The organism is Vibrio sp. HDW18, from assembly GCF_011306175.1.
Taxonomy (GTDB): domain Bacteria; phylum Pseudomonadota; class Gammaproteobacteria; order Enterobacterales; family Vibrionaceae; genus Vibrio; species Vibrio chanodichtyis.
Window position 1 is genome coordinate 727862 of record NZ_CP049913.1, and the last position, 26999, is coordinate 754860.

General features: G+C 48.0%; 15 protein-coding genes and 3 pseudogenes. 10 read left to right on the plus strand and 8 right to left on the minus strand.

Features of this window, described 5'->3' with window-relative positions:
• Nucleotides 1–673: 673 nt before the first annotated feature.
• The 10 genes from G7083_RS03390 to G7083_RS03435 all read left to right on the plus strand — a co-directional run bounded on the left by G7083_RS03390 (nucleotide 674) and on the right by G7083_RS03435 (nucleotide 15237).
• Nucleotides 674–2344 carry an ABC transporter substrate-binding protein gene (locus G7083_RS03390; RefSeq protein WP_166013589.1) on the plus strand — a complete coding sequence of 557 codons (1671 nt, stop codon included), beginning with the start codon at nucleotides 674–676 and terminating at the stop codon, nucleotides 2342–2344.
• 185 nt (nucleotides 2345–2529) lie between these two features.
• Entirely contained in the window at nucleotides 2530–3516 is a 987-nt protein-coding gene (locus tag G7083_RS03395; RefSeq protein WP_166013590.1) for an ABC transporter permease, read from the plus strand.
• 2 nt (nucleotides 3517–3518) lie between these two features.
• On the plus strand, nucleotides 3519–4544 hold the full coding sequence (locus G7083_RS03400; RefSeq protein ID WP_166013591.1) for an ABC transporter permease: 1026 nt from the start codon (nucleotides 3519–3521) through the stop codon (nucleotides 4542–4544).
• A 2-nt stretch (nucleotides 4545–4546) separates the two neighbouring features.
• Nucleotides 4547–5530, plus strand: a complete 984-nt coding sequence (locus G7083_RS03405; protein WP_166013592.1) for an ABC transporter ATP-binding protein — start codon at nucleotides 4547–4549, stop codon at nucleotides 5528–5530.
• 42 nt (nucleotides 5531–5572) lie between these two features.
• Nucleotides 5573–6568, plus strand: coding sequence for an ABC transporter ATP-binding protein (locus G7083_RS03410; protein WP_166013593.1), 996 nt, complete (start codon nucleotides 5573–5575; stop codon nucleotides 6566–6568).
• Nucleotides 6569–6644: 76 nt separating this feature from the next.
• On the plus strand, nucleotides 6645–8366 hold the full coding sequence (locus G7083_RS03415) for a glycoside hydrolase family 9 protein (RefSeq protein WP_166013594.1): 1722 nt from the start codon (nucleotides 6645–6647) through the stop codon (nucleotides 8364–8366).
• Complete coding sequence (locus G7083_RS03420) at nucleotides 8363–9247, plus strand: N-acetylglucosamine kinase (RefSeq protein WP_166013595.1); 885 nt, start codon at nucleotides 8363–8365, stop codon at nucleotides 9245–9247. Before G7083_RS03415 ends, G7083_RS03420 begins: the two co-directional genes overlap by 4 nt.
• Complete coding sequence (locus G7083_RS03425) at nucleotides 9244–11160, plus strand: family 20 glycosylhydrolase (protein ID WP_166013596.1); 1917 nt, start codon at nucleotides 9244–9246, stop codon at nucleotides 11158–11160. The genes G7083_RS03420 and G7083_RS03425 overlap by 4 nt, the downstream gene beginning before the upstream one ends.
• A gap of 145 nt (nucleotides 11161–11305) precedes the next feature.
• Complete coding sequence (locus tag G7083_RS03430) at nucleotides 11306–13711, plus strand: N,N'-diacetylchitobiose phosphorylase (RefSeq protein ID WP_166013597.1); 2406 nt, start codon at nucleotides 11306–11308, stop codon at nucleotides 13709–13711.
• Between the two features lie 113 nt (nucleotides 13712–13824).
• The gene (locus tag G7083_RS03435) at nucleotides 13825–15237 is read left to right on the plus strand and encodes a phosphoglucomutase/phosphomannomutase family protein (RefSeq protein ID WP_166013598.1); all 1413 of its coding nucleotides are present in this window, start codon (nucleotides 13825–13827) and stop codon (nucleotides 15235–15237) included.
• A 239-nt stretch (nucleotides 15238–15476) separates the two neighbouring features.
• On the opposite strand, the gene G7083_RS03440 is transcribed toward G7083_RS03435, so the two are convergent.
• The 8 genes and pseudogenes from G7083_RS03440 to G7083_RS03475 form a co-directional block, all read right to left on the minus strand.
• Entirely contained in the window at nucleotides 15477–16508 is a 1032-nt protein-coding gene (locus G7083_RS03440) for an ABC transporter ATP-binding protein (RefSeq protein WP_166013599.1), read from the minus strand.
• A complete protein-coding gene (locus G7083_RS03445; protein WP_166013600.1) occupies nucleotides 16508–18133 on the minus strand; it encodes an iron ABC transporter permease in 1626 nt (541 codons plus the stop codon). Before G7083_RS03445 ends, G7083_RS03440 begins: the two co-directional genes overlap by 1 nt.
• Before the next feature lie 84 nt (nucleotides 18134–18217).
• Complete coding sequence (locus G7083_RS03450) at nucleotides 18218–19231, minus strand: Fe(3+) ABC transporter substrate-binding protein (RefSeq protein WP_166013601.1); 1014 nt, start codon at nucleotides 19229–19231, stop codon at nucleotides 18218–18220.
• Between the two features lie 128 nt (nucleotides 19232–19359).
• Nucleotides 19360–20588: pseudogene (locus tag G7083_RS03455) on the minus strand (ammonium transporter).
• 23 nt (nucleotides 20589–20611) lie between these two features.
• Complete coding sequence (gene glnK / locus G7083_RS03460) at nucleotides 20612–20950, minus strand: P-II family nitrogen regulator (RefSeq protein ID WP_166013602.1); 339 nt, start codon at nucleotides 20948–20950, stop codon at nucleotides 20612–20614.
• 244 nt (nucleotides 20951–21194) lie between these two features.
• A complete protein-coding gene (locus G7083_RS03465) occupies nucleotides 21195–21566 on the minus strand; it encodes a YacL family protein (RefSeq protein WP_166013603.1) in 372 nt (123 codons plus the stop codon).
• A 157-nt stretch (nucleotides 21567–21723) separates the two neighbouring features.
• Nucleotides 21724–24320 (minus strand): annotated as a pseudogene (gene acnB / locus G7083_RS03470) (bifunctional aconitate hydratase 2/2-methylisocitrate dehydratase).
• A 305-nt stretch (nucleotides 24321–24625) separates the two neighbouring features.
• Nucleotides 24626–26931, minus strand: a pseudogene (locus G7083_RS03475) (patatin-like phospholipase family protein).
• Between the last annotated feature and the right edge of the window lie 68 nt (nucleotides 26932–26999).

The window sequence follows — 26999 nt, forward strand, 5'->3', positions numbered from 1 at the left end:
AATGAGTGAGTCCCCATGAGCATAGGCAAACTATGTGATTGGGGTGAACGAACCTCGCCAACACCGCTGCAGCTTCAAGTAGGAAGGGTATAAATGCTATATTTTTAACTTACTTTACACCACGAAAAAACGTAATAATCACGACCATCACCCTCACCAAAACGATGAAAAAACACGCAAGTCATCGCTCATCTAAGGGGGAGTGTTGCTCTTTGTTTGAGATTGCGAAGGGGGTCACAACAATTCGCCAGAATTAATTTCATCGGTTAAATTAACGGAATATCGGGCTAGTGAGCAAGATCTCGTTAATAAAAAACACACTCAAATGCCAATATTTAAAGAGAATACAACGGAAGTAATCACTAACTAACAACAGTAACCCATTTGGCTTTTGCGACGTGAATCACCCAACAAGTTTTGCATAAAAAACGCTCACCACAAGGCATATTGACGTTAGTAACGTGACAAGCAATGCTTTTGACGTTTTTAACGGGAAATCGAATTGATAAATTTCTTGGTAAGGTGTTTTCTTACTCCTGCCAAAGGCCTACAGGCCACTCATTTACCCCCTCCCTCCGACGGGGCATCATCATGAGGTAGGTCTTGGAGAGTGTTTATCAATTGATAACATTCCATCCATTAGTGAAATGAAAGCAACTAGTAAGGAACAGCTATGCTTGCCAATATTAAAAAAACCGCACTAGCCGCAGCAGTAATCGCAGCAGCAACCAGTGTTTCAGCTCCAGCCTTTGCTCGTAGTGAGCTAACTATCGTGCCAGATTTCTACCCTACAATGGTACGTAACTTTAACCCGTACCTAGCGACTAACCTGCGTACCACTACAGATTTCATCTATGAGCCACTGGTGGTCTTTAATGAAATGAAAGGTAACACTCCAGTCTTCCGTTTAGCGGAAAACTTAAAAATGTCTGATGACTTGATGAGTGTCACCTTTGATATCCGTAAAGGGGTTAAGTGGTCTGATGGTGAAGCCTTCACCGCTGACGATGTGGTGTATTCTTTCAATCTGTTGAAAGCAAAACCTGAACTGGATCAACGTGGTATCAACAAGTGGGTTACTAAAGTTGAGAAAGTAAACGAGTACCAAGTGCGCTTTAGCCTGTCTGAAGCTAACTCTAACGTACCTTATGAAATTTCATTAATCCCTATCGTTGCTGAGCACGTATGGAAAGATGTTAAAGATCCAACCACTTTCACCAATGAAAACCCAGTAGGCACTGGTCCTTTCACCGTGATAGATACCTTCACCCCACAACTGTACATTCAATGTCGTAACCCTAACTACTGGGATAACACTAACCTAGAGGTTGACTGTCTGCGTGTACCACAAATCGCAAACAACGACCAATTACTGGGCAAAATCGTTAACTCTGAGCTAGATTGGACTTCTTCATTTGTTCCAGATATCGACCGTACTTACGCGGCAGCGAATCCTAATCACCACTACTGGTATCCAGCAGCGGGTACTCAGTCGTTCATGGTGAACTTCAAAAACCCAGATCCAGCGAAGAAAGAAGCCTTGACTAACGTAGACTTCCGTCGTGCGTTCTCAATGGCGCTTGACCGTCAAACCATCATTGACATCGCCTTCTACGGCAGCGGTACTGTCAATGACTTCGCATCAGGTCTAGGCTATGCATTCGAAGCATGGTCTGATGAAGCAATTCACCAAAAATACAAAGGCTTCAACACCTATGACGTTGAAGGCTCTAAGAAACTGTTAGCAAAAGCGGGCTTCAAAGATGTCAATGGTGACGGTTTCGTAGAAACTCCATCTGGCAAATCTTTCGAACTGCTGATCCAATCACCTAACGGCTGGACTGACTTTAACAATACAGTGCAACTCGCCGTTGAACAGCTCCAAGAAGTGGGTATTAAAGCGCGTGCTCGTACACCAGAATTTGCGGTTTATAACCAAGCAATGCTGGATGGTACTTACGATGTGGCGTACACCAACTACTTCCACGGTGCTGATCCACACACTTACTGGAATAGCGGCTACAACTCAGCTCTGCAATCTGGTGACGGTATGCCTCGTTTCGCGATGCACTACTTCGCAGATAAGAAACTCGACAGCTTGCTCGACAGTTTCTACAAAACTGCAGACAAAAATGAGCAGCTAGCGATCGCACATGGTATTCAGAAGATCATTGCTGAAAATCAAGTGACTGTACCAGTAATGTCTGGTGCGTGGATGTACCAATACAACACCACTCGCTTTACTGGCTGGTGGAATGAAGAAAATCCACAGGGCCGTCCAAGCATTTGGGCTGGTATCCCAGAGCGTCTACTGCATGTACTGGATCTGAAACCAGTTAAGTAATACACGTTCATTTCTTGCGGCGCACGCTGTGCGCCGCCTATCTAAATCCCCTTTGGTTGTTAAGCTAATTGGTTGTTAAGCAAACATGTGGCGCTCGTCGTCAGGGGATTTCTCGCTCTCAAATTCGCTAGGGGCGAGACCTGAAACCAGAGACAGGACAAAACTGGGTGAGTAAGGTGTAAGTTATGGGTTACTTTTTAAGACGATTGTCGTTCTATTTTGCCGCGTTGCTGGTTGCAGCAACATTAAACTTTATTATTCCTCGTGCCATGCCGGGTGATCCGGTAACCATGATGTTTGCTCATGCCACAGCACAAGTGACACCTGAGCGCATCGAAGCCATGAAACAGCTTTTAGGCTTTGTTGATGGCCCTTGGTATGTTCAGTATGTGACATACATCAAAAGCATCTTGACTTGGGAACTGGGTACCTCCATCAAATTTTACCCATTAAGTGTCAATGAGCTACTGGGTGGTGCATTTGGTTGGTCGCTGTTCCTCGCCGGTACGGCGGTGATCATCTCTTTCTCTATCGGTTCGGTGCTCGGTATCTTTGCCGCATGGAAACGAGGCAGCAGTTATGACACCTTCATCACGCCAGGTACCTTGGTTATTCAAGCCGTGCCACAAGTGGTTATCGCCATGCTGGCAATGTTTACCTTCGCGATAGGTTTACGCTGGTTCCCGACCGGTTACGCCTACACACCAGGCACCATACCCGATTGGACTAGCTGGGCATTTATTAAAGATGTCGGCTATCACGCGGTACTGCCATTGGTCTGTGCTTCAATCGTGCAAATCGGTGGTTTCTTGGTCAACATGCGTAACAACATGATTAACCTGCTCGCGGAAGACTACATCACCATGGCGAAAGGCAAGGGCTTAAGCGAAAACCGCGTGGTATTCAACTACGCCGCACGTAACGCGCTACTGCCAAGTGTTACCGCCCTTTCCATGTCACTCGGTATGGCGATTGGTGGTCAGTTGATTATTGAAATCATCTTTAACTACCCAGGCTTAGGCACCGTATTGTTTAACGCCATTACTGCTCGTGACTATCAAGTTTTACAAGGCCAGCTACTTATCATGACCCTGTTCATGCTGTTCTTTAACCTACTGGCTGACATGTTATACGTTGTTCTAGACCCTCGCTTACGCAAGGGAGGTAAATAATCATGAAAGCACTTTGGAAACTCTTACGCGGCAACCGCATGGCGATGATTGGCGTGACCATTTTAAGCATGTTCCTGTTTATCGCGTTAGCAGCACCCCTTATCACCTCTTATGCACCAGATAAGCGTACCGGTAATCCTCATGAGTACCCAGCATTTGTGGTCAAAGCTGCACAAGCCAATCCTGATGGCTGGGTGGCGGAAAACTTAGCCACCGATCGTCGCACGCTAGCATTATCTAAAAAAGCGGATCATGTGTTAGGTACCACTCGCATGGGGCGCGATGTTTGGTCACAAGTCGCCTATGGGGCTCGTGTATCACTCGCGGTCGGTTTCGGTGCGGGGATCACAGTCTGTTTCTTAGCCACAGTGATCGGCATTTCTGCTGGATATTTTGGCGGAAAAATCGATGACTTCCTGACCGCTGCAATGAACATCATGCTGGTGATCCCACAATACCCACTGCTGTTCGTATTAGCCGCCTTTATCGGCGAGGCTGGGCCGTTAACCATTGCATTAATTATTGGCTGTACCTCCTGGGCATGGGGCGCACGGGTCGTGCGATCACAAACCATGGCTATTCGTGAGAAAGAGTTCGTAAAAGCCGCGGAAGTACTCGGCGAATCGTCATGGCGCATTATCTTTGTTGAAATTCTGCCTAACCTAATTTCGATTGTTGGCGCCAGCTTTATCGGCTCGGTGATGTACGCAATCATGATGGAAGCCACCATCTCCTTCTTAGGACTGGGCGATCCAAACACCATCAGTTGGGGCATCATGCTTTACAACGTACAAACCTCATCGTCGATGCTGATTGGCGCTTGGTGGGAACTGCTCGCTCCTTGTATCTCTTTAACCCTGCTGGTCACTGGCCTAGCACTGCTCAACTTTGCGGTTGATGAAATTGCCAACCCACAATTGCGTTCACACAAAGGTATGAAGCGTTGGAAAAATCTGGCTAAGCAAGACCAAAAAGCCCGTCAACCAGACCTAGCACAACAAAATGCACTTTGTAGCGGAGATCAATAATCATGACTGCACCATTAATCTCAATCCGCAACTTATGCGTCGACTACATTACCGATGCCGGTGATGTACGAGCCTGTAACAATGTCAGCTTTGATTTAGCCCCAGGCGAAGTGTTTGGTCTGGCTGGTGAATCTGGCTGTGGTAAATCAACCGTCGCCTTCTCGCTGATGCGCCTGCATAAGCCGCCCGCATTTATCACCGGTGGTGAGGTGATCTTCAACGGTGAAGATATCCTCAAATACAGCGATGAACGGATGCAATCCTTCCGCTGGAAAGAAATGTCGATGGTTTTTCAAAGCGCAATGAATGCACTCAACCCAGTGCTGACCATGGAAGAGCAATTTTGCGATGTGATCATGCGTCACACCAACATGACACGCGAACAAGCAAAACGGCGCGCAGAAGGTCTGTTAGAGATCGTCGATATCCATCCCAGCCGACTCAATGACTATCCGCACCAGTTTTCGGGCGGTATGCGACAACGTTTGGTGATTGCAATTGCTCTCGCGCTCAATCCGAAAATGATCATTATGGATGAGCCGACCACCGCTTTAGATGTGGTGGTACAGCGTGAAATTCTGCAAAAAATATATGCGTTAAAAGAAGAATTTGGTTTCTCTATCTTATTTATTACTCATGACTTGTCACTGATGGTCGAGTTCTCTGACCGCATCGGCATCATGTACTCAGGTGAATTGATTGAAGTTGCTCCTTCAAAACAGATTCTGGAAAGCCCTTTCCATCCTTACACCAAAGGTCTTGGTAGCTCTTTCCCACCGTTAACCGGACCCAAAACCAAGCTCACAGGGATCCCTGGCAACCCACTCAACCTGCTGGAAATTCCACAAGGTTGCCGTTTCCAAGCTCGCTGTGACCGAGTTCATGAGGCTTGCACTAAGATACCAACCGCACTGCGTCAAATTGAGCATGGCCGTTTTTCTAATTGCCATCTCTACGCACAACCGAATGCGACCATGAAAGCTTAAGGCGCAAGGTTAAGCAGTAGCAAAGAATTTCTGGAGACAATTATGAGCAAATCATTTGGCGAATTACTGGTTGAGGGGAAAAATCTGGTTAAAGATTTCCCGATCAACAGTAACGCACTCAAACAACCTATGATGCGTGCGATTAACGACGTGTCATTCAAAATGTACAAAAGCCGCGGTTTATCGGTGGTAGGTGAGTCAGGCTCAGGCAAATCGACCACTGCCAAAATGATCGCCAAGATGTACGCGCCAACCTCGGGCACCATTGAGTACAAAGGCCGTGACATTCAAGACATCACATCACGTGATGACCTGATGCACTACCGCGAAGGTGTGCAGATGGTATGGCAAGATCCATTTGGCTCGCTTAACCCAACCCATACCATTTTCCACCATATCGCTCGCCCCCTGCTGATCCACAAAAAGGTCACACCGGGCAATAAAAAAGAGCTAGAAGAGCGGGTTTATGAACTGCTGGAGCAAGTGGGCCTTATCCCACCAAAAGAAACGGCAGCGAAATACCCACACCAACTCTCAGGTGGTCAACGGCAGCGAGTCAACTTGGCACGTAACATTGCGGTAGGCGCAGAAGTGGTACTGGCTGACGAACCAACCTCAATGCTGGATGTGTCGATTCGAGCGGGCGTTCTCAACCTAATGGAAGAGATGAAGTTTGAGCGGCAGATGTCGCTGCTGTACATCACTCACGATATCGCCACCGCACGTTACATCGCGGAAGACTTGGCGGTGATGTATGTCGGACACATGGTGGAATGGGGGGATACCGATGCGATCATTCACGATCCTCAGCATCCTTATACCAAACTGTTGGTTTCTGCCGTACCGGATCCGAAAAAATCCATCCATGAAAAACTGGAAGGCAATAAAGGTGAGATCCCGCTCTGGACGCCAGATTCAGTCGGCTGTCCTTTCGCTGGACGCTGCTTACACGCCAGTGCGAAGTGCCGTGAAGCGCTACCGGAAGTAACTCAGCTCTCTGACAACCACTTTGTACGCTGTTATCTGTTCGAAAAATAACAAGCTCAAAAATAACCACCGAGCTGGCTCCTGATCCTGCCAGGAGCCAGCTCCATCCATCCAGTGGAGAACATGAATGCAGTTACTGACCAACCACATTGGCTATGAAACCAAAGGTGCCAAGCAAGCAGTTTTGCTGTGTAGCCAAACACAGTTAATGGATGACTGTGTGCTTTTGGTTTGTGCTCGTAGCCATCAAACCGTTGCCACGCTTGTTATCGAGCAGCACGGTAGCGTGGATAGCTGGCATCAGGGACAGTTTCATCGTATCGATTTTTCCGATTTTACCACTCCAGGCGACTACTATTTGCGCCTTGAGCACACTCAATCTGCCATCTTTAGCATTGAGCAAGGCGTGCTGATGCAGCGTACCTTTTCCGATGTGCTGCACTATTTCAAGTCGCAGCGCTGCTCAGGACAGTTTGATCAACAAGACAAGCACGTACCGCTGCTCGGCACATCAACCACTGCCGATGTGCATGGCGGCTGGTACGATGCTTCCGGTGACGTCAGTAAGTATCTCAGTCACCTTTCTTACGCTAACTATTTGAATCCACAGCAAATACCCATAGTAGTGTGGAACATGCTCAAAGGGCTAGCGGTGTTACAACACCACGCGGATTTTGCGCCATTTTCTCGCACGCGCCTAACCGATGAAGCCTTGTTTGGCGCTGACTTTTTGCTCCGAATGCAAGATTCGGCGGGCTTTTTCTATATGACGGTATTTGATCGCTGGAGCAAAGACACCAAACAGCGAGAGATTTGCGCTTATGCGACTCAAAAAGGCGATAAATCTGCCGCTTATCAAGCCGGATTTCGTCAAGGTGGCGGAATCGCGATTGCTGCGCTCGCCGCGGCAGCACGCTTAGACACCCATGGTGAGTTTAGCCAAACGCAATATTTACAAGCGGCAGAAACCGGTTATTGGCACCTTAAACAGCACAATAGCCAATATCTTGATGATAGAGTAGAAAACATTATTGATGAATATTGCGCACTTCTCGCCTGTTGTGAGCTGTACCGTAGCACCGACAACCATGCATACCTGACGCAAGCTCGTGAATGGGCACAGCGTTTGGCTCAGCGTCAAACCAGTGATCAACAAATAACTCACTACTGGTCGGCGACTCGTGATGGCGCTCGCCCTTATTTTCATCCTTCCGATGCGGGCCTACCGGTCATTGCCCTGTGTGAATACCTCAATATCGAAACTGATACCGCTTACTATGCCCAGCAGCAGCGCGTAGTCGAGCAAGCTTGTCAATTTGAACTGACGATCACCGCGCAAGTGACCAACCCATTTGGTTATCCACGCCAGTACGTGAAAGGCGTGACTAGCCCAAAACGCAGCAGCTTTTTTATCGCACAAGACAACGAGAGTGGTTACTGGTGGCAAGGTGAAAATGCCCGCTTAGCCTCACTGGCGAGTATGGCTTACCTCGCCCAGCCTCATTTGACGCCGAGCGTTGCCCAATCACTGCAAGTTTGGGCACAAAATGCGCTGAACTGGATTGTTGGCCTTAACCCTTATGACATGTGCATGCTTGATGGTCATGGCCACAATAATCCTGATTATCTGCCTCACTTGGGCTTTTTCAATGCCAAAGGCGGGGTATGTAACGGGATCACCGCTGGATTTGATGATCCACGCGATATTGCGTTCAACCCTTATGAGCAAAAACACGATCTGCTGCAAAACTGGCGCTGGGGCGAACAGTGGATCCCGCATGGTGCTTGGTATTTACTGGCAATCATGTCTCAATTTGATCACTTCACCACGGCGGAGGTGGCCGAATGACTTACTACGTCGGAGTTGATGGTGGTGGCACCTCTTGTCGAGCCAGGATCCGCGATGCGCAAGGTCAATCGATCGGCGAAGCGAAAAGTGGCAGTGCCAACATTTTATTAGGGGTCGATCGGGCGCTGCAAGCAGTGATCGATGCAATTACCCTCGCGGCCCAACAAGGCGGATTAAGTGAGCAGGCATTCGCTAACATGCATGTTGGGTTGGCCTTAGCTGGCGCAGAGCAAAAAAACGCATGGCATGCTTTTATACAACAAGCCCACCCTTTTGCGTCAATGACCCTAAACACGGATGCTTATGGCGCTTGCCTTGGTGCACATTTGGGCAATGACGGAGCAATCATGATTGCAGGTACTGGATCATGTGGCTTACTGCTTAAACATGGTCAGTCATATGTGGTCGGCGGTCGTGAGTTTCCCATCTCAGATCAAGGCAGCGGTGCTGTAATGGGGCTGCGCCTCATCCAACAGGTGCTGCTCGCGCAAGATGAGATCCGCCCACACACTCCACTGTGTGAAGTGGTGATGGACCATTTTCAACATGATCTGGATGCGATCGTCACTTGGTCCAAAACCGCACTACCTTGCGATTATGCCCAGTTTTCACCACAAATTTTCAGCCATGCGTATGCCGGAGATGAGCTCGCGATCGAGCTACTCAAGCAAACGGCGGCGGATATCGAAATGTTACTTATCGCGCTGCATCGCAAAGGTGCAGAGCAGATCTGCCTGATGGGTAGCATTGCTGAACGCCTGCATGATTGGTTATCACCACCAGTCCAACAATGGCTAGTCGCACCCCAAGCGGATGCTATCGAAGGTGGATTAATGTTTGCCGGAAAACCCGAGCACAACCTGTATAAGGATGGTTTATGAGTTATCGAATTGAATTTGCGGTGCTCTCCGAACAACAGCCAGATTGTCGTTTTGGCTTAACCTTGCACAATTTAAGCGATCAAGATCTGCATGACTGGTCACTGCATTTTGTGATTGACCGCTATATTCAGCCAACCAGCGTCTCCCATGGTCAACTGACCCAAGTCGGCAGCTTATGTTCACTGGTGCCCACTGAGCCTGTACTGCCCGCCAATGGTCACTTTTATTGTGAGTTCATCATTAAAACCGCGCCGTATCATTTTTATGACAATGGTATCGCCCACGCTTTCGTACAACGTAATGACCGACAACCGGCAGAACGCATCGAAGTGGTGGTTAACCCGATCGTACTCGCCTCTCCATACCGTGAGCGCAGCCAGATCCCTGCGGTTACCGCAGCCGAGCTGTGCGTGATCCCTAAACCCAACTCACTGCAACAGGTTAAGGGCGAGTTTGTGATCAGCCGTTCGAGTCAGATCGCTTTGCACTCCGATCTGGCTGAACGTGCCGCGCACTGGTTCGCTGAAGAACTGCAAAACTTACATGGGGTTGGCCTAAGTGCGATTGGACACAGTGATATTGTTTATCGCAGCAATCCCACTCTCGATGACGGTCACTATCAACTGCAGATTGATACACAAGGGATCACCATTGAAGCAGGCAGCCATAGCGGCTTTATTCATGCCAGCGCCACCTTATTACAACTGGCCCAGCCTCAAGCGGACCACTTACGCTTCCCATTGGTCAAAATCGTCGATGCGCCACGTTTCAAATATCGCGGCATGATGCTCGATTGCGCACGCCATTTTCACTCGTTAGAACAAGTGAAACGAGTGATCAACCAACTAGCACACTACAAATTTAATGTATTCCACTGGCACCTCACTGATGATGAAGGCTGGCGCATTGAGATCAAACGCCTGCCTCAATTAACCGCTATCGGCGCATGGCGCGGTATGAATGAAGTGCTCGAACCTCAATACAGTTTACTGACCGAACGACATGGCGGTTTTTATAGCCAAGATGAGATCCGCTCAGTAATCGAATATGCCGAGCAACGCGGTATCACGGTTATTCCTGAAATTGATATTCCTGGCCATTGCCGGGCCGCAATTAAAGCGCTGCCGGAATGGTTGGTCGACGATGAAGATCGCTCGCAATATCGCAGTATTCAAAACTACACCGATAACGTGCTCTCGCCGGCTTTACCGGGGACTTATCAGTTTTTAGATATTGTGTTGCAAGAAGTCGCCGAGCTGTTTCCAAGTCCGTTGATCCACATTGGTGCCGATGAAGTCCCTAACGGTGTGTGGCTCGATAGCCCTAAATGCCAAGCGTTAATGCAGCAGCAAGGTTATACCGATCCCAAAGAGCTCCAAGGCCACCTGCTGCGTTATGCCGAACAGAAACTGAAAAGTTTGGGTAAGCGCATGGTCGGATGGGAAGAAGCCCACCATGGCGACAAAGTCAGCAAAGACACCATCATTTACGCTTGGTTATCCGAGCAAGCCGCTTTGCAATGCGCCAAGCTTGGCTTTGATGTGATCTTGCAACCAGGGCAATTCACTTATCTCGATATGAGCCAAGATTTCGCCCCAGAAGAGCCGGGCGTGGATTGGGCTGGCGTCACACCGCTAGAGCGTGCTTACGGTTATGAACCGCTGGCCGATGTTGCAATCGATGATCCACTACGCAAACGGATCCTCGGCACCCAGTGCGCTTTATGGTGTGAGCTGATCAATAACCCAGAGCGGATGGAATATATGCTCTACCCGCGTTTAACCGCTTTAGCCGAGGGGGGCTGGACCGAAAAATCTCAACGTAACTGGTTAGATTATTTGGCGCGCCTAAAGGGGCATTTGCCGCTGCTCGATAAGCAAAACATCACTTATCGCGCACCTTGGAAAGAATAACCAAAGACCACGACGCAGTGAGTTGTCTCGAATTGTCGTGGGCTTATCAACCCTTTTTTTACTCAGCATAAATTTTTACTCAGCATAAGTTTTCACTAGCATAGGTTTTAGCTGCCCAACGCAGCTAGTTTAAAAGGAAAGCACCATGAAATACGGTTATTTCGATAATGAACAACGCGAATACGTCATCACTCGCCCTGACGTACCCGCCCCTTGGACTAACTATCTCGGTACAGAAAAGTTTTGTACTGTGATTTCTCATAACGCGGGAGGTTATTCGTTCTACCACTCGCCTGAGTACAATCGCGTGACGAAGTTCCGCCCTAACTTTACCCAAGATCGCCCTGGTCATTACGTGTATCTGCGTGATGATGCGAGCGGTGATTTTTGGTCAATCTCTTGGCAACCAGTGGCGAAAAGCCTTGAGCAAGCCAAATACGAAGTACGTCACGGCTTGTCATACTCAAAATTCAAGTGTGACTACAACGGGATCCACGCGACTAAAACGCTGTTCGTCCCCAAAGGTGAAGATGCCGAAGTATGGGATGTGGTGATTGAAAACACCTCGAATGAAGTGCGTACCATCAGTGCGTTTAACTACGTTGAGTTCTCTTTCAGCCACATCAAATCGGATAACCAAAACCACCAGATGTCACTCTACTCTGCGGGCACTTCGTTCCAAGATGGCGTGATCGAATATGATCTGTATTACAACACCGATGATTTCTTAGGTTTCTACTACTTAACCGCAACCTTTGATGCTGACAGCTACGACGGTCAACGTGACCAGTTCCTTGGCATGTACCGTGATGAAGCTAACCCAATTGCGGTTGCCCAAGGTCGATGCTCTAACAGCGCGCAAACCTGCTACAACCACTGTGGTGCACTGCATAAGCAATTTGTGCTGCAACCGGGGGAAAAAGTACGCTTCGCGGTGATCCTTGGGGTCGGCAAAGGTAATGGCGCGAAACTGCGTGAAAAATACCAAGACCTAACCCAAGTCGATGCGGCGTTTGCTGGTATTAAAGCCCACTGGGATGAGCGCTGTGCTAAGTTCCAAGTTAAATCACCCAATCCAGGACTGGATACCATGATCAACGCTTGGACCCTCTACCAAGCAGAAACTTGTGTAGTGTGGTCACGCTTTGCCTCGTTCATTGAGGTGGGCGGCCGTACCGGTCTTGGCTACCGCGATACCGCGCAAGATGCGATCTCTGTCCCACACACTAACCCAACCATGACGCGTAAACGCTTGGTTGACCTACTGCGCGGTCAAGTGAAAGCGGGTTACGGTTTGCACTTGTTTGATCCAGATTGGTTCGATCCGGCGAAAGCGGATGTCAAACCGTCTAAATCCCCCACCGTGGTACCAACCCCATCGGATGACGACAAGATCCACGGCATCAAAGATACCTGCTCTGACGATCACCTGTGGATTGTGCCGACCATCCTCAGCTATGTGAAAGAAACCGGTGATTTTGCCTTTATCGATGAAGTGATCCCCTATGCCGATGGCGGTAACGCTAGTGTGTATCAGCATATGATGGCCGCATTGGACTTCTCGGCTGAATACGTTGGCCAAACCGGGATTTGTAAAGGCTTACGTGCGGACTGGAATGACTGCTTGAACTTGGGTGGCGGTGAGTCATCCATGGTTTCGTTCCTACATTTCTGGGCATTAGAAGCGTTTCTTGAGCTGTCACGTTATCGTAATGATCAAGCGGCCACCGACAAGTATCAAGCAATGGCGGACGGTGTGCGTCATGCATGTGAAACTCACTTATGGGATGAGCAAGGTGAATGGTACATCCGTGGCCTGACCAAAAATGGCGACAAAATCGGTACCTTTGATCAAGTCGAAGGTAAGGTGCACTTAGAGTCTAACTCATTGGCGGTGCTCTCTGGCACAGTCAGCCATGAACGCGGCATCAAAGCGATGGATGCGGTCTACCAATATCTGTTCTCCAAATACGGCCTACACCTGAATGCACCTTCATTCGCAACGCCAAATGATGACATTGGTTTCGTGACTCGTGTTTACCAAGGTGTGAAAGAGAACGGCGCGATCTTCTCGCATCCCAACCCATGGGCGTGGGTAGCGGAAGCGAAACTGGGGCGTGGTGATCGTGCGATGGAACTGTATGACGCACTCAACCCATACAACCAAAATGATATCATCGAGACTCGGATTGCCGAACCGTACTCTTACGTACAGTTCATTATGGGCCGCGATCACCAAGATCATGGCCGCGCTAACCACCCGTGGTTAACCGGTACTTCTGGCTGGGCGTATCACGCGGTCACCAACTACATGTTAGGTATCAAAGCGGGCTTTGCTGGACTGGAAATTGATCCTTGTATCTCAACTTCATGGCCTGGTTTTGAAGTGACTCGTGAGTGGCGTGATGCAACTTACCAAATCAAAGTGGAAAACCCACACGGCGTATCGAAAGGTGTGCAATCGATCACGCTCAATGGCCAAGCGATTGAAGGTGCTGTGCCGGTTCAAGCCGCAGGCAGCATCAATCAAGTGGTGGTGATTCTGGGTTAACCGATTTTCGGGCACTCGCTGAGCGCCCGTTTTCTAATACCTAAACATTTTATATCCAAACCCGTTGTCATTGTCCCCGACAATGACAACAGGAAAAGGAATAGGGAGAGAAAATGATTAAATTTGGTACTGGCGGCTGGCGGGCGTTTATTGGTGAGGAATTCACCAAAGATAATGTGCGTTTGGTGGCTCAAGCTTTGGCGAACATTATTCAACATGAACAAGTGGCAGCACAAGGCTTCGTGATTGGCTATGACCGCCGCTTTTTATCCGATAAAGCCGGACGCTGGTTTGCCGAAGTATTAGCCGCGAACGGTATTGTGGTGAGTTTTATTGATAAATTTGTGCCCACACCGGTGGTGATGTTTAAAGCCAAGGAGATGGATTGTGCGTATTCAGCTTGTATCACCGCTTCGCATAACCCAGCCGATTACAATGGAATTAAAGTCTTTATCCGCGGTGGCCGTGATGCCGATGAAGTGATCACGCAAAAGATTGAACAGCAAATCGCGACCATGAGCCAACCAGATGTCCAATGGATCGATTTTGAACAAGCGGTTAATGATAAGCAGATCAAGATCATCAACCCGATGAACGAATTCGTCGATAGCATCATTAATGCGATTGATATTGAGGCGATCAAACAAGCCAATCTGCGCGTATTGATCGACCCGATGTTTGGTGTTGCTAAAAATGCGTTGCAAACGGTACTGATCAATGGCCGCTGTGATGTGGATGTGATTAATGATGGTAAAAACCCCGATTTCGGAGGGCTAATGCCATCGCCCAGTGCAGCCACCTTGTATCGTTTAAAACATTTGGTGAAACATGAAGGTTATGATCTTGGGATTGGCACCGATGGCGATGCTGACCGATTAGGCATTATTGATGAGCAAGGCAACTTTATTCATCCGAATGAAGTGCTGATCCTGCTTTACTACTATCTACTGGAGTATAAAGGCTGGAAGGGTTCGGTCGTCCGTAACATTGCCACCACGCACTTACTCGATAAAATCGCCGCCGATCATGGTGAGCAGTGTTTTGAAGTCCCAGTCGGCTTTAAGCACATCTCGTCACAGATGGAAGCGGACGATTCACTGATTGGCGGTGAAAGCTCTGGCGGTCTAACCATCCGTGGTCATATTAAAGGGAAAGATGGCGTGTTTGCCTCAAGCCTATTGGTTGAAATGATCAGCGTCACTGGTAAAAAACTCTCTGAGCTATTAAGTGAGATCTACGCTCGCTACGGCTATGCCTACACTGCAGAAGGCGATTGTAAATTTAAGCCGGCCCAGCGCGATGAGATCTATCGTAAAGTATACATTGAGAAAAAACTGCCTGAGTTTGAGTTTGCAATCGACAAGGTCAGTTACGAAGATGGGGCGAAAGTCTATTTCAAAAATGGCGGCTGGGTGATTGCCCGTTTCTCTGGCACTGAGCCTTTGCTGCGTATTTTTGCCGAAATGGCCGATCAACCCACTGCAGAGCGTGTTCTTCAACAGATGAAAGCCTTCTTGGCGTTATAACCAATAAGCCTAGTTATAACTATACCCAAACAACTTGCAGTTGCAGGTAGGCGGCAAGTGAGTCAGTCCCCATGAGCATAGGCAAACGATGTGATTGGGGTGAACGAACGTCGCCAACACCGCTACAGCTTCAAGTAGGAAGTGGATATCACTGAGTGGTTCTCATCGCTGAGGTTAAGTCCCCTCAGTACTGAACGACACTTGCCCGGTCTTTTGGCCGGGCTTTTTTCCAGCGTAGATTAAGCGAAAGCGAGCACTCCCTGAGTATCGATATGCACCTCGACCGCCTGCCCGACACCTAAGGCTTGTGATGAAGTCGCGATCAATTGCGTGCCATAGGCGTCCACTAGATAGCGACAATGGTCACCCATAAATTGCAGTTCAGTTACCGTCACTTGGCTAGTTTGTGCCGCGTGGATCTGAACCTGCTGCGGACGCAGCAGTAATTTACAGGTAGCCGCTAACTCAATGGGTTGACGAGCTATCGCCTCAACTATCCCAATTGGGGTTTGGTATTCGGTTTCGCTGATCCGTCTGGCCTCTAAATAGCTCCCCCCACCAAGAAAATCAGCGACAAACTGACTCGATGGTTGATAGTAAAGATCCACCGCACTACCAAACTGCTCAATGACACCGCGATTCATTACTGCCATTTTATCAGCAAAAGTAAATGCTTCTTCCCGTGAGTGCGTGACAAAAATGGCCGTCACCCCTTGCTGTTTAAAGATTTTACGGATTTCAATCATTAGCTCATGACGGACTTGAGTATCAATATTTGAAAATGGCTCATCAAGCAGTAATAAATCCGGTTTATAGGCTAAAGCCCGAGCAATCGCGACACGCTGCTGCTGTCCTCCCGAAAGCTGATGCGGATAGCGCTCAGCAAAATCATTCAGATGCACCAGAGAGAGCATCTCGCTGACTTTAGCCTGCTTTTGCACCGCCGGCATACTATTCAAGCCAAAAGAAACATTTTGCGCCACCGTCAAATGAGGAAATAATGCATAATCTTGGAAAATCATCCCGATATTACGCTGTTCGGGTGGTAGCCAATGCTCACCATCATCTAACGTCACACAATTAAGACTCAGTCGTCCTGCCGCTAAAGGTATAAGACCTGCAATCGATTTTAATAACGTGGTTTTGCCACAACCACTCGCTCCCAGCAGACAAACGATTTCACCCGGATTAACTTGTAGTGACAATGATTTCAATACGGTTTGCGAATCATATTGGCAAGTCAGGTTTTCAATCAATAACGCACAGCTCATCAGTGCTTTTGCTCCAAAGAACGGTTAACCATAACCAGAGGGATCAGCCCCACCAACACCAACAAAATCGCTGGCAACGCCGCCAGCTCTAAACGTTCATCGGAGGCGTAGCTATAAACATAAGTTGCCAGTGTTTCAAAGTTAAACGGGCGCAATAGAATCGATGCATTCAACTCCTTCATCGACTCAATAAAAACCAATAATCCCGCAATTAAAGCTCCACGCCGAATCAGGGGTAGATGTACTCGCATAAGCATTTGATTAGCATGACACCCCATGGTACGCGCCGCCATGTCTAAGGACGGAGAGATTTTACTTAAACTGCTTTCAATACTACCAATCGCAACAGCAGAAAAGCGCACCACTAATGCAAAGACAATCGCAAACAAACTCCCTGAGAAGATTAACCCAGGACGCTGCCACTGCATCAGTTTTGCAATATCATTGATCAGATGATCCAGCGCCAAGACTGGCACCAAAATACCAATCGCTAACACAGTTCCTGGCACCGCATAGCCCAGCGAAGAAAGACGCATCAGCACCTCGCTGGAACGGTTATTTTGTAAACGGACATAAAAATTGGTAATCAAAGCCACTAATACTGCAATCACTGCTGCACTCATCGAAACGATAAAACTATTCAGAGCGTATTCTCTAAACTGCACCGTCCAACTTTGTGCAAAGTAAGTCCAACTGTAACTAATCAACTGTAATAACGGCACAATAAAGGCGATGGCCACCAGTCCCCAGCACCAAGTTAAAGCTACCCATAAACGCCAACCTTTTAAGGTGTAGCGATATTCATCATGACTATTAAATTGGTTTTGGTAGAGTTTTTGTCGCCGACGGCTGTAACGCTCACTGCTAAGCAACAATAACAGCACAACTAACATCAGCGCTGAAATTTTGGCTGCCGCACTAAGACTTGAATAACCGAGCCAAGTGTCATAGACAGCCGTAGTTAACGTATTGACCGCAAATAAACTTACCGTACCAAAATCGCCAATCGTTTCCATTGCAACTAAAGATAAACCTACTGCAATAGCAGGACGAGCTAATGGTAATGATATGCGCCAGAAGCTTTGCCACGGAGTGCACCTTAACAAACGGGCGGATTGAAGCAGCGTGACATTCTGTTCCATGAATGCAGCCCGACAAAGTAAATAAACGTAAGGATAAAGAACCAAAGCGAGCACCACACTCGCCCCACCTAAACTACGAATATTTGGAAACCAATAGCTACCAGCTTGCCAGCCCGTCCAGTCACGTAAAGCGATTTGAACTGGTCCTGCATAATCAAACCAATCGGTAAATAGATAACCAATAATATAAGCAGGCATAGCTAACGGTAGCACTAGCGCCGATTGTAACCAGCGTTCACCCGGTAATTGACACATGGCAATTAGCCAAGCACAAGGCACCCCGAACAATAGCGTCAGTAGTAATACCGCCACCGTTAACACTGAGGTATTAAAAATATAAGTTGGCATTACCGTCGCCAGTAAATGAGCAAAAACCTCACCACTGCTACCAAATGCACTATAGAAGATCGAGAGAATGGGCAAAATAAGCAGGATAGCCAATGCAAAACTGCTCATTTTCCAAGTAAAATATTTTTCTTTCATTGCCTAACAATACAAGACTTGAACAGCGATTAACGCGCTGCATAACGCAAATAAAATAGGGGTACCTTATACCCCTGATTTCACTTACAGGTCAAACTTGACTTCATCAATTAGCTTGATAGCCGCCGAGTTGTAGTCTGCAATTTTTTCCAGAGCGAGCTGATCGATGTTGAATTCGCCCCATGACGCCACTAAAGCCGAACGTTGAACCCCCTCTTTCACTGGGTATTCATAATTGACTTGTGCATACATTTGTTGAGCTGTTGCACCACTTAAAAATTCCATAAGTTTAATCGCATAATCACGATTTGGCGCGAATTTCGCCATTGCCATGCCACTCACATTCACATGAGTGCCTTGTGCATTTTGACCAGGAAAATTGATATAAACAGCTTCTGCCCAAGATTTTTGTTGCGCATCATTGAGCATTGCACCTAAATAATAACTGTTGCCTAACGACAGATCACACAGCCCCTCTTTAATTGCACGAATTTGGTCACGATCATTACCTTGTGGTTTACGAGCCAAGTTTGCCTTAACGCCTTCTAGCCAAGTTTTGGCTTGTGCTTCACCATGGTGCGCAATGATAGAGGCGACAAGGGCAATATTGTATGGGTGCTTACCACTACGAGTACAAATTTTTCCTTTAAACTCGGGCTTGGCGAGATCCAAATAATCAAAATCATTACCTAATTTACCCACACGCTCACGAGATGAGTAGACACTACGCGTACGTTGCGTCAAGGCAAACCACTCATCACCACTATCACGGTATTGAGCCGGAATATTCTGTTCAATCACTCGGCTATCAAGTGGCTGAGTCAGACCTTTTTCGGTTAACTCAAACAGACGGCTAAACTCAGCCGTTAAGATCACATCGGCAGGGCTATATTCACCTTCTTGAGCAAGTTTCTCGGCAATGCCTTCTTTGGCAAATTTAACATTAACTTTGATGCCCGTTTGTTTGGTGAACTCCTGAAACATAGGTTCAACCAAGAATGATTGGCGATAAGAGTAAACATTCACATGTTGAGCAGCAAAGGCACCAGAAGCCAATGAGCTAAGAGTGAGAACAGATAAGCTGAGCAGTTTTTTCATTGAAAGTTTCCCTTAGACTTATTATTGATAATGATTATCAATAATATAATAGTATGGAAATTTCCAATTGAAAAACAAAACCTACCTCTTTGGTAGGTTTTGTTTTATTAGTGAGAATAATCAATGAATTATTTGTTGTTTACAAACTCTGGGTAGGCAACAACGCCACAATCGTGCATATCCATCCCTTCCATCTCTTCTTCTTCTGAGACACGGATCCCGATTGTTGCTTTGATAATGGACCACACCACTAGACTGGCACTAAATACCCAAGCAAAAATCACCACCGCACCAAGTAACTGGGCGCCCAATGTCACCTCAGCATTACTGATTGGCACTGCGAGTAAACCAAATAAGCCACATACACCATGTACCGAAATCGCGCCCACCGGATCATCAATTTTCAGCTTATCAAGCGCGATGATACTAAATACCACCAATACACCAGCAACGGCACCAATCGCTACGGCATACAGTGGCGAGGGCGACAAAGGATCGGCGGTGATCGCGACCAATCCTGCCAGCGTACCATTGAGGATCATAGTTAAATCGGCTTTACCCCAAGTGGTTTTACATACTAGTAGTGCTGCAATCGCCCCTGCGGCTGCCGCGGCATTAGTATTGAGGAAAACCTTGCCCACTGCCGTCGCATTTTCAAAATCGGAGAGCATCAATTGTGAGCCACCATTGAAGCCAAACCAACCCAACCACAAAATAAATGTACCTAAGGTTGCCAATGGCATGTTCGAGCCAGGGATCGGGTGAATCTCACCATTTTTACCGTATTTACCTTTACGAGCCCCGAGCAACAACACTCCCGCCAATGCTGCCGAAGCGCCAGCTAAATGTACGATACCAGAACCAGCAAAATCGCTAAAACCAGCCTCGGCAAGGAAACCGCCCCCCAAGTCCAGTAGCCTTCAATAGGATAAATGAACGCAGTCAAAATCACCGAGAAGATCAAGAATGCCCACAGCTTCATCCGTTCCGCGACGGCACCAGAAACCACTGACATCGATGTGGCAACAAACACGACTTGGAAGAAGAAATCCGCCTCTAGTGAGTGATCTGCCCCCTCCGCTTGTGAGCCAATCAGTGTGCCGAGAGAGGGTAACCAACCACCTTCAGTATTATCAAGATACATAATGTTGTAGCCGACCACTAAATAGGTGGTACACGCAATCGCATACAGCACAAAGTTTTTGGTCAGAATTTCAGTAGTATTCTTCGAGCGTACTAACCCCGCTTCGAGCATGGCGAATCCCGCCGCCATCCACATTACTAACGCTCCTGAAATCAGGAAGAAAAACGTGTCGAGCGCATAACGCAGCTCAGTCACTGTGGTTGATAATTCCATAATTCAATCTCTCATCCTTGAGGTTAAAGGGCTTCTGAATCCATTTCACCGGTACGAATACGCACCGCATGGCTCAGGTCATAGACAAAGATTTTGCCATCACCGATTTTTCCGGTGTGCGCCGCTTTGATGATGGCTTCAAGTACCCGATCGACATTGTCGCTTTGGGTTGCGATCTCAATTTTTACCTTAGGTAAAAAATCGACCTGATACTCCGCACCACGATACAGCTCGGTGTGCCCTTTCTGCCGCCCAAAGCCTTTGACTTCAGACACGGTCATCCCTTCGATACCCACGTCCGCCAATGCTTCACGAACATCATCCAACTTGAATGGTTTAATAATAGCGCTAATCAGTTTCATCTCTTCCTCTCCGAAACAGTCGTCGATTTGCTATTGATTATCCAAGCCGCGTGCCAACTTTTAACAGATTGATTTTAATCAGTAAAAACCACAAACATTCTAAAAAAACAAAAGGCCGCACTCATTTGGTGCAGCCTTTTCCCTACAATAATGCACACGATTTAATCTCAGTCGCCAATTTTGATGGCTAAAGTTTTGATGATTGGAAATTTAATGATTGGCGCCTTAATGATTGGTGTTGCAATCAGCGCGACTGAATAAAGCTCTGCCACTGGGTCAGCAACGCAAGAAAGTCTTCTCGCCCACAAGTAGCGATACTTTCACTGTCATACAAAAAGAAATCACTCTCTAATTCATGCTCGGCGTCGTAAGCCAGGGCATTATCTTGCACTGTGATCTCATCGCCTTGCACCATAAGAGAAATTTCACGCCCCGTCCAAAGCCACTCTTGGCTTGGTGAATCGGCCGCTTGCTCAATCAAAGCAAAAATTTGTTTAAGTTTGCCTTGATCTTGACCAATCTCTTCTTGCAACCAACGGCCAACAATTTGATGCTCCATACTGCAGCGCACCGCATATTCGCCTAACAAGGTGTTCTTAATAAATTCAAATTCCATGCGGCTCTCCCGCTCGATACATCATGGCTTAAGTATATCGCAAAGCGCTGAGTGAGGGGAAAAGTCCGGTTTGACGGAGTTTCATCATACCTTGAAAACGTACAGCAAAATAAAGCCGCGACCAGCGCGGCTTTGACAGCAAAACTTACGTTTACGCTTAAGCGGGTTGTTGCAAAATAACCGAGTTGGCTTTACTGGTGTATTGCCCCATCAGATGGAAATTGAGGTAGCGGTAGGTATCCGCCGCCGTTGCATCAATCTGTTTGGCATACTGCATATACTCAGCCAGGGTTGGGATCCGTCCTAAAATCGCCCCCACTGCGGCCAATTCTGCCGAAGCAAGGTAAACGTTAGCTCCACTGCCCAATCGGTTAGGGAAGTTACGCGTTGAGGTTGAAATCACCGTAGCGTTGTCCGCCACTCGGGCTTGGTTCCCCATACACAGCGAACATCCCGGCGTTTCAATTCGCACACCGGCTCGGCCAAAAATACCGTAATAGCCCTCTTCGATCAGCTGATCTCGATCCATCTTGGTCGGCGGAGCGACCCACAGTCGGGTGTGTAATTGACCATTGAACTGCTCCAGTAATTTGCCTGCTGCACGGAAGTGGCCAATATTGGTCATACAAGAACCGATGAACACTTCATTGATGGTGGTGCCAGCACAATCCGACAGCAGCCGCGCATCATCCGGATCATTCGGGGCGCACAAGATTGGCTGTTTAATCTCGGCCAGATCAATCTCAATCACATGAGCGTATTGCGCATCCTGATCAGCTTCCATCAATACCGGATTGGCTAACCAAGCCTGCATCGCTTCAATCCGGCGTTCAATAGTACGCACATCGCCATAGCCTTCCGCGATCATCCACTTCAGCATCACAATGTTGGATTGCAGATATTCGGTAATCGAAGCCGGTGACAGTTTTACCGTGCAACCTGCTGCCGAACGTTCCGCCGAGGCATCTGATAGTTCAAACGCTTGTTCAACGGTCAGATGTTCCACCCCTTCGATCTCAAGAATACGTCCAGAAAACTCGTTGATCTTACCGGATTTCTCGACGCTCAACAGACCTTGTTGAATTCCGTAATAAGGGATTGCATGCACCAAATCACGCAAGGTGATCCCCGGCTGCATTTGGCCTTTAAAGCGCACTAAAATCGACTCAGGCATATCTAATGGCATGACTCCCGTTGCTGCAGCAAATGCCACTAAGCCCGAGCCTGCAGGAAAAGAGATCCCCAGCGGGAAACGGGTATGCGAATCTCCACCAGTGCCGACCGTGTCTGGCAGTAACATTCGGTTCAGCCAAGAATGGATCACGCCATCACCGGGACGCAAAGAGACTCCGCCACGGTTCATAATAAAATCCGGTAGCGTATGGTGGGTTTGCACATCCACGGGTTTTGGGTAGGCCGAAGTGTGGCAGAAAGACTGCATCACCAGATCAGCCGAAAAACCAAGACAAGCCAAATCTTTCAGTTCATCACGCGTCATGGGGCCAGTGGTATCTTGTGAGCCAACGGTGGTCATTTTAGGCTCACAATAAGTGCCCGGACGAATACCTGCGACGCCGCAAGCTTTACCGACCATTTTTTGAGCCAGCGTATAGCCTTTACCGCTATCGGCAACCGCAACAGGGCGACGAAACTCGCTTGAAGGCTCTAAACCTAAGACATGGCGCGCTTTATCGGTTAAACCACGGCCAACAATCAACGGAATGCGACCACCAGCACGTACTTCATCAATCAGCACCTCGGTTTTTAGCTTAAAGGTGGCCAATACGGCTCCGGTTTGGTGATCACAGACTTTGCCCGCCAATGGGTAGAGATCAATCACATCGCCCATCTTAAGCTTAGATACATCGACTTCAATCGGTAAGGCTCCGGCATCTTCCATGGTATTAAAGAAAATTGGCGCGATTTTCCCCCCAGCACATACCCACCAGTGCGCTTATTGGGCACGTTAGGCAGATCATCGCCCATAAACCACAGCACCGAGTTGGTGGCCGATTTGCGCGATGAGCCGGTACCAACCACATCTCCGACATACACCAATTGATGACCTTTCGCTTTAAGCACCTCGATTTGCTGAATCGGGCCCACTTTGCCCGGCACATCAGGCTCGATCCCTTCACGCGCATTTTTGAGCATGGCGAGAGCATGTACCGGAATATCTGGACGCGACCAAGCATCCGGTGCAGGTGAGAGATCGTCGGTGTTGGTTTCGCCGCTGACTTTAAACACCGTTAGCGTGACTTTTTCTGCTAACGCGGGCTTGGATAAGAACCACTCGGCATCCGCCCATGATTGCAGCACCTGCTGAGCAAACGGGTTACCCGCTTGAGCTTTTTGTTGTACATCGTAGAAGTTGTCAAACATCAACAGCGTATGTGACAGCGCTTTGGCCGCGATCGGCGCAAGAGCGGCGTCATCCAGCAATGCAATCAATGGTTCGATATTGTAACCACCTTGCATCGTACCGAGTAATTCAGCCGCTTTGGCACGGCTGATTAAAGGAGAGCTCACCTTACCTTGGGTGACAGCGGTTAAGAATCCGGCTTTGACATACGCCGCCTCATCCACGCCCGGTGGAATTCTATTTTCAAGTAAATCAAGCACAAAAGCTTCTTCACCTTGCGGCGGTTTTTTGAGTAACTCAACAAGTCCAGCAACTTGTTCTGCATCTAGAGCTCTTGGAACAACCCCTTCAGCAGCACGCTCTGCGACGTGTTTACGGTAGGCTTCAAGCACGACATTTTCCTCTCATTGCGGTTCGCGTCGTTGATCACAATACCCGCGAACATCCTTGGAAATTTGACGCTCCCTACGCTTGCTATCACTCCGTTTGACAGAGCAACCGTGCGCAAGAGCGCCAAACAGTGGGGGCAGAATAGCAAGTTTAACTTGCAATTAAAATCTCACCATTTTGACCCACATAGCAACTTACTCATCAAAGTCACTGGCTAATCAAACTAACGGAATAATCAAAGCAACTTATCATCCAAATCTGGGCTTGCTCGCAAGCTGCGTCCGATCATCCACCACGCAAGATATGCTTATTTCAACGTGGTTCCGATAATAAAATACACTGAATCATAATTTTGTTCAGTGCGCCCATAGCCAAACATGATTGGCCCAATCGGTGAATTGACCCCTGCAAATAGAGAACTGGCACGATACAAAGGTGCCTCTTTCAAACGCAGATCTGGGTCTGACCATACACCACCATATTCTAGCGAAGCACCTAAATAGACTGGTGAGGTAAACATCCCGAAATCATTATCAAACCAGCGGTAACGGTAAATGACATTACCGTAAACTTTGTTCTGACCAATCAGGCTATTACGTGGAATACCGGATAAATTGAGAAAACCCCCAATGCTTTTGGGATCAATTGGCGTTGATGAATGCTCACTTTTCACCACCCCCATATCCAAATTAGCCACCAAGGTGTGGCGAGCTACGGTATGTGCAGCCACCAAGCGGGCGGAGAACTCAGACACAGTATCTGATGGTGTCATCGTGTCAGACAATGGATTACTCCCATCAAAACTGTCTTTGGAAACTAAGTATCCCAAATTAAAATAGAGCCCTTGCTGAGGCAGAATAAAATCATCCAAGGTGTCGTGGCGGTAATCAAAAAATAGCCCACGCCGTTGGAAGGCAAAGTCACCGAAAACGGGTAAAGAAGAGGCTTCACCATCACCTTGGCTATAACGCAGCCCTACTTTCAACTCGCGCCATAATTCAACCTGATACCCCAACGCCATTTCCGCCACCCATTCTGAGTAGGTCACTGGCAAATAATTTTTAGTTGCGCTCAACGAAGTATCATTAAATCCGGTTAATGGCGCATTGCGAGTCTCGTTACTGTAGGCCAAAGCTGCGGTGGTAAAAATTTTCTGTTCCGATAAAAAAGGCGAATACAGCTGCGTTTCCACTAGCTTGTCGGTGCCCATCTCCAAATTGAGGGTCAATTCCGCGCCATGGGGATTGATATTGGTAAAATTGGTCGAAACCCCCAGTGCGTATTGGCTATTGGTCGTGAAATCATCCTCAAGAAAAAATCGAAAGTTGACATAGTTCGGCCCCCAGGATTTTTCTCGTACATCAATCGCTAATTGTTGAGAGGTACCTTGCTGCTGATATTGATAGCGCACCAATTCAAAGCGATCTAACGCATAGAGATCTTCAATACGGGTTTCTATTTGCTCTTGGCTGAATGTTTGATCGGGGGCTAAATTGATTCGATTGAGGAGCAGTCGATCGCTGTAGTGGCTGTCATTGTACAGCACAATGTGATCGATGTGGATCTGATCGCCATAGCGTAAGGTTTTGCGCCGCTGCTGTTTGGCCTCAAGATACGCTTGATACTGTGCGCTGTTGAGCGCGATACGCTGTAAGAACTCACGCTGCTGTTGCACCACGTGATAGCCCATGGCAAAGGCATCCGGCATTTTAGCAAACTCGGTGGTCTCCATTTTGCCCACCGATGGGCGCAATAACAGATCTTGCGGATGCAGATGATCACTCTGTTTTTCAGTGCTACGCCGCACTAAATAGTTGGACAGTTGATCCGCTACCGTAAACAGGTTGGTGAAATCAGCTTGGCTTTTATAATCGGTACTGATATCAACCGCGATGATAATATCCACCCCCATCGCACGAGCTACATCAACCGGCATATTATTGGTCACGCCACCATCGACGAGCCACAAACCATCAATCTCATAAGGCGGCAGTGCGCCAGGCACCGACATACTGGCCATCATCGCATCCACCAGAAAGCCTTTATCCAACACCACTTCTTGCAGATTAATGATATCGGTCGCCACCGCACGATAAGGGATCACCAATTGATCGAATGACTCAAACGCCGGCAGATTACCCGTGGTTTCGCGCAGCATACGCAGCATATTTTGCCCTTGCACAACTCCTTTGGGGGCACGCACCTCCCCCAGTGCAAACCGAGGTCGGTAGTAATTTGATAGCGGTCTTCATACTCTTTATCACGCAGACTGCGCTGACTACGATCAACCCGATCGCGATAGCCGCGGTTCCAATCCACGCTGTAAATCAAGGCTTCAATCTCTTGTGCACTCATGCCTGTAGCATACAGACCACCAACATAAGCCCCCATGCTGGTACCAGTGATGATATCGATCGGCACCTGCAACTCTTCCAGGGCTTTGATCACCCCTATGTGCGCAGCCCCTTTCGCACCTCCACCAGCCAGTACTAAGCCGATTTTGGGACGCGACACGAGCTTAGCTTCCATCGGTTGTGTGAGTATCGGTTGTGCGAGCAGCACAGGCGTCAGCCCAATCCCCACCACCATGCTAAATAATGCCGCCCATCTCATCACGCTGAATTACCCTCGAAATCCTTAATAGTCAAATGATAAACGCCCAACGCTCACCAAACAACGGC